Origin of the sequence: Candidatus Oleimmundimicrobium sp., assembly GCF_030651595.1 — a bacterium.
GTDB lineage: Bacteria > Actinomycetota > Aquicultoria > UBA3085 > Oleimmundimicrobiaceae > JAUSCH01.
In genome coordinates this window covers 1-3,757 of the sequence record NZ_JAUSCH010000082.1, presented here as the reverse complement: position 1 = coordinate 3,757, position 3,757 = coordinate 1, and the positions used below count along the sequence as shown (strand labels likewise).

General features: G+C 62.2%; 5 protein-coding genes. 1 reads left to right on the top strand and 4 read right to left on the bottom strand.

Going from position 1 to position 3,757, the window contains the following annotated elements:
• A partial coding sequence (locus Q7U95_RS04895) for a DUF3577 domain-containing protein (RefSeq protein ID WP_308752354.1) occupies positions 1-368 on the bottom strand: 368 nt, incomplete at its 3' end.
• A 307-nt stretch (positions 369-675) separates the two neighbouring features.
• On the opposite strand from Q7U95_RS04895, the gene Q7U95_RS04890 reads away from it, so the two are divergent.
• Positions 676-1,440, top strand: coding sequence for a hypothetical protein (locus Q7U95_RS04890; protein WP_308752353.1), 765 nt, complete (start codon positions 676-678; stop codon positions 1,438-1,440).
• A gap of 197 nt (positions 1,441-1,637) precedes the next feature.
• Here Q7U95_RS04890 and Q7U95_RS04885 read toward each other — a convergent pair whose 3' ends face one another.
• The 3 genes from Q7U95_RS04885 to Q7U95_RS04875 form a co-directional block, all read right to left on the bottom strand.
• Positions 1,638-2,003 carry a DUF3085 domain-containing protein gene (locus Q7U95_RS04885; RefSeq protein WP_308752352.1) on the bottom strand — a complete coding sequence of 122 codons (366 nt, stop codon included), beginning with the start codon at positions 2,001-2,003 and terminating at the stop codon, positions 1,638-1,640.
• 61 nt (positions 2,004-2,064) lie between these two features.
• Entirely contained in the window at positions 2,065-2,862 is a 798-nt protein-coding gene (locus Q7U95_RS04880) for a hypothetical protein (protein WP_308752350.1), read from the bottom strand.
• A gap of 652 nt (positions 2,863-3,514) precedes the next feature.
• The coding region (locus tag Q7U95_RS04875) for a transposase domain-containing protein (protein WP_308752348.1) at positions 3,515-3,757 on the bottom strand (243 nt) is incomplete at its 5' end.

Genomic DNA, 3,757 nt, shown 5'->3' with positions numbered 1-3,757 from the left:
CTGCGTTCCAGCAACTCGGCCTTGAGTAGCCGGGCCTTCATGCTGGCTGCCGGATCGCCCGAGGGCCGACGAAATGGATCGACCCACAGGTCGCCGAGACGAAAGCGAACCAGCGGCCGTTGCTGGGGATCATCGATGCCGATGTAGGGCTGGACGAGTTGCTTGGCTTCGGCGCCGGAAACTCGCACGTCGAAGTAGCGCCGGGTTGGGTTTTGTGCAGGCCCGACGAGCGCTGCCACGGTGCATGCGAGAAAGGAAGTGGCTTTGCGGCCACCCTTTACCGGTACTTCGCGGACACGCTGGATGTAGCCGATGCCCGAGGTATGGATGTCGAAGTACGACTTCGGGCTGGAAGTAGTGCTGGTCATGGTGAATCTCCTGACTTGGGAACAAGAACACGGAGACACACCGACCCAGAGCGGGGAGGTGCGTAACCCCGCGGTGGGTTGAGGAACATCTGCATCCACCACCGGAAATCCGGTAGTCGTTCGCGCGAGGGATGCGGTGCGAACGGGGTCGGTCACACGGCGGAAACCGTGGGCAGCCTTGAAGACCGAAGCTGCCTGGCATGTCGCTGACGACGTCAGCGGAACATGGGGTTAGCCTGGCGCTACGCGAATCCCTCGGCCAGGGGGAATAGGCAATGGCGGGTGATCGCATTCGTCGATCGCTGCAATGGCAGGAGATGGGCTCGTCGGCGGAATCGAACAGATCACTTTGGCTGGCGGCAAAGCGCGCCAGGCTTGCATAGCTGGGGCAGTCGGCGCGGAACCGGGCACCGCTGGGCTTACTGGCGAGGTTCAGCGCCTCCATGCGCGCCCACCAGTCGGCCGCCTCTGGTCTGGCCTTGATCAGCGCCAGGCGCTGATCAAGGGGCTTGAGGAAATCCAGGTCGCAGTTGCCTTCGAGCGTGCGGCCGTTGACGATCAGCAGCTCCAGGTCGAAGGGTTGGGCCTGCCAGAGGGCGGTCACGTCGCATACGGTGACGCCGGCGTCGACCAGCGGCAGGCACATGAGTTCGTTGGCAGACTCCGTGGAATGGCCGCGAGCCCGAATCTTGGCGACGCGGCGCTGTTCGTCGGCGCGGGTGCCGATGAACTGGTCCCACTCGGTCCAGCCGAACTCGCGCCCGAACTTGTGCATTGGCCGGATCTTCAGGCTGGTGGTGCAGCCGCGGGCCACCGGGTTCGGCAGGTACTGGCGCTTGCGGATCAGCGCCTAGGGCGGTTCCCCTCACGGCTGGCTGTGTCGAAATCAACCACTGTGAAGCCGGCTTCCGTGATCCGGTATTCCAGCCAGTGGATGGGCACCTGCCAGCGTTCGGCGCAGTCGCGCACGAAGCACAAGGTGGTCTCTACTTCCTTGCCGGTGTTGGCGAAACAGACCATGGTGTCCGTGGGTAATCCGTTGTTGGTCTGCAGCACGCACCAGAGCATGTAGGCACGGTGCGGCCGCCGTTGAACCTGATGCAGGTGGGGTGGTCGATCTTGAACGGGTCGCGCATGCGGACGTCTCCTAGGGCAGGCCGGCGTCAGCCAGCGAAGGGGGCTGGTGCGGCCTGGAGACGGCGCGTGCACGATCGTGGGGCGGTGCGAACAGAAGAAGCCCCCGCGAACGGGGGCTGTGGTAGGAGAGGGTCAGTTGCCGCCTGACGTCGTCGGTACTGGCTTGATGGACAGGTGGGTGGCGGTAGCGTACAGCTCCAGGTCGTCCTCGCTGCTCAGGATACGGGTGAACACCGTGGATTTTGGGTCGAAATGCTCGCCGAAGTCATCGCCGCCAAGCTCGGCGAGGGCCAACTCCCACCAGTCATCGAATAGATCGATATCTGGATTGCAGCCAACCGCGTAGGCGATCAGTGCCTGACGTCCATCGGGCCGGCGTTCGCCGCGCTCGGCAAGGAAGTACACGCCCTGGTCTTTGGCCAGGACCACGCGGCACTGGTTGGCAACCGCTTCGGCAAGCACGGGGCGCAGGTCCGCACCTTTGAATCGTAGAGACATGATGTGATCTCCTGATTTACGGATGAGGGGCTTCTCGCCGCAAGGGCGAGAAGCGGTACGGTCAGTGCAGGGTGGGCTTGCTTCCAGACAGGCACTGCACGCGGATGCGCCGCCAACTACCGTCGTCGATCAATTGCTCCAGCGTTTCGCCGAGCGAGTCGAAGAACACTTTGTCGATGCGTTCGACGAGTTCTCCATCGCGGTTCAGCTCGATCACATAAAGGTCATCGGCGCGGTCGTACAGCAGGGTGACCTGCCCTTGGAACTTCTCCGTGGCAACGGTGAAGCTGATCGTCGGCGGTGTCTTGATGATGTCCTCGGGTAGCGGATCGATAACGGAAAAGTCCCGTGCACCGGCATCCACCAGCAAGTGGGTGACGCGGCGAAAACCATCGGGAGCAGGCAGTTGTTCGAGCTGGTTGATGAGTTCCTGCAGCTCCGGGCAGCGCGGCTGTGGGATCGGCAGTTTGGCGGGTGCTGAACCGAGGACATGCGTCTGCAGGGTGAAGGGCGTGCCGTCAGCAGCGTACTCAGTGAGTTCTTCCGGCGTGTCCGCGCGCAGACCGTCGAAACGGCGTCGGGCATACGGCTGGACCTGCACCTTGGCACCCTCAACAGGCACTTCGGTCACCAGCGCGCGATCGAGCACGGCGAATTCGGCCCGACCGATCTTGACGACGATGGCGTCGCCGGTGTCGGCGATCACCTTGCCCTCGAACGGTTTGGGGTCGATGTGGAAGCCCCACGTCGAGACCTTGGGTTGTCCGTCGAAGATTTTGAACTTGAAGGTGCGGACATTGCGGGGTACATGACCGGCGACCAGAACGGGCATTTGTGCGCGGATGGCTTGGGTATCCATTGGAGACTCCTTGATGAAAAAGGGACTCCCGCCCGCAAGGGAGGATGTCCCTCGTGGGTTGGGTGGATGGCGCGACATGCGCTGGAGTAACAAAGCAACCAGTGCGATGAACCGCACCGCAGTCTCGAAGGTCTCGACTGCCTGGGCATGCTGCTGGTAACACCAGCGAACATGCATGGAGGATGACGGGCAGAAGGTATGACTGGGCTAAGCAAAGCGCATTCGATCATGCCCGCTTAGTCCCCGTTGTCCTGCTGTAGGGCTCGTGAGTTGGTGGCGTTTACGAACCTTATCCGCCGGCTATAGGGCGTGACATGTATAGCGGGGCGACTATCCTCAGTCTGGTATCTGGGAAAACGCTCTGCCTCAACAGGGAGGTGCTTCATGCGCAGTAGAGTCATGCTTGCCTTAGTCCTGGGGTTTGCTCAGGCGCATGTCCAGGCCCAGCAACTAGGGCCGGCCTCGGTCCGTGACAGCTACGGTTTAGTTAGCTTGCCTAGCGAGCTGCGAGAGAGACAGATTGACTTAACCCTGGCCAACCACACCGTCGTGTCAGGCGAGACCCTTGAGTCGATCTTGTTGTCCCAAGGGGTGGTAGCGACGCCACGGGCGTTGGGGTTGGTATTGGAAGCCAACCCCGATCTGGAAAACGTCAATCAGATACTGGCTGGTACCGAACTCCTCGTTCGTAAGCGTCCAGCCGCCCCACCTTTACTCGGGTTGAGGCGCCGAGGGGTAATAGCTCATCGATCCGGCTGTTGGGCCAGGTGGGTAGTTTTTCCAGCGTATCCTTGAGCCAGGCGGCGGGTTCGATGCCATTCAGTTTGGCGGTGGCCAGCAGGCTCTGGATGGCGGCGGCACGGCGGCCGGCGCGCTCCGAACCGGTGAACATCCA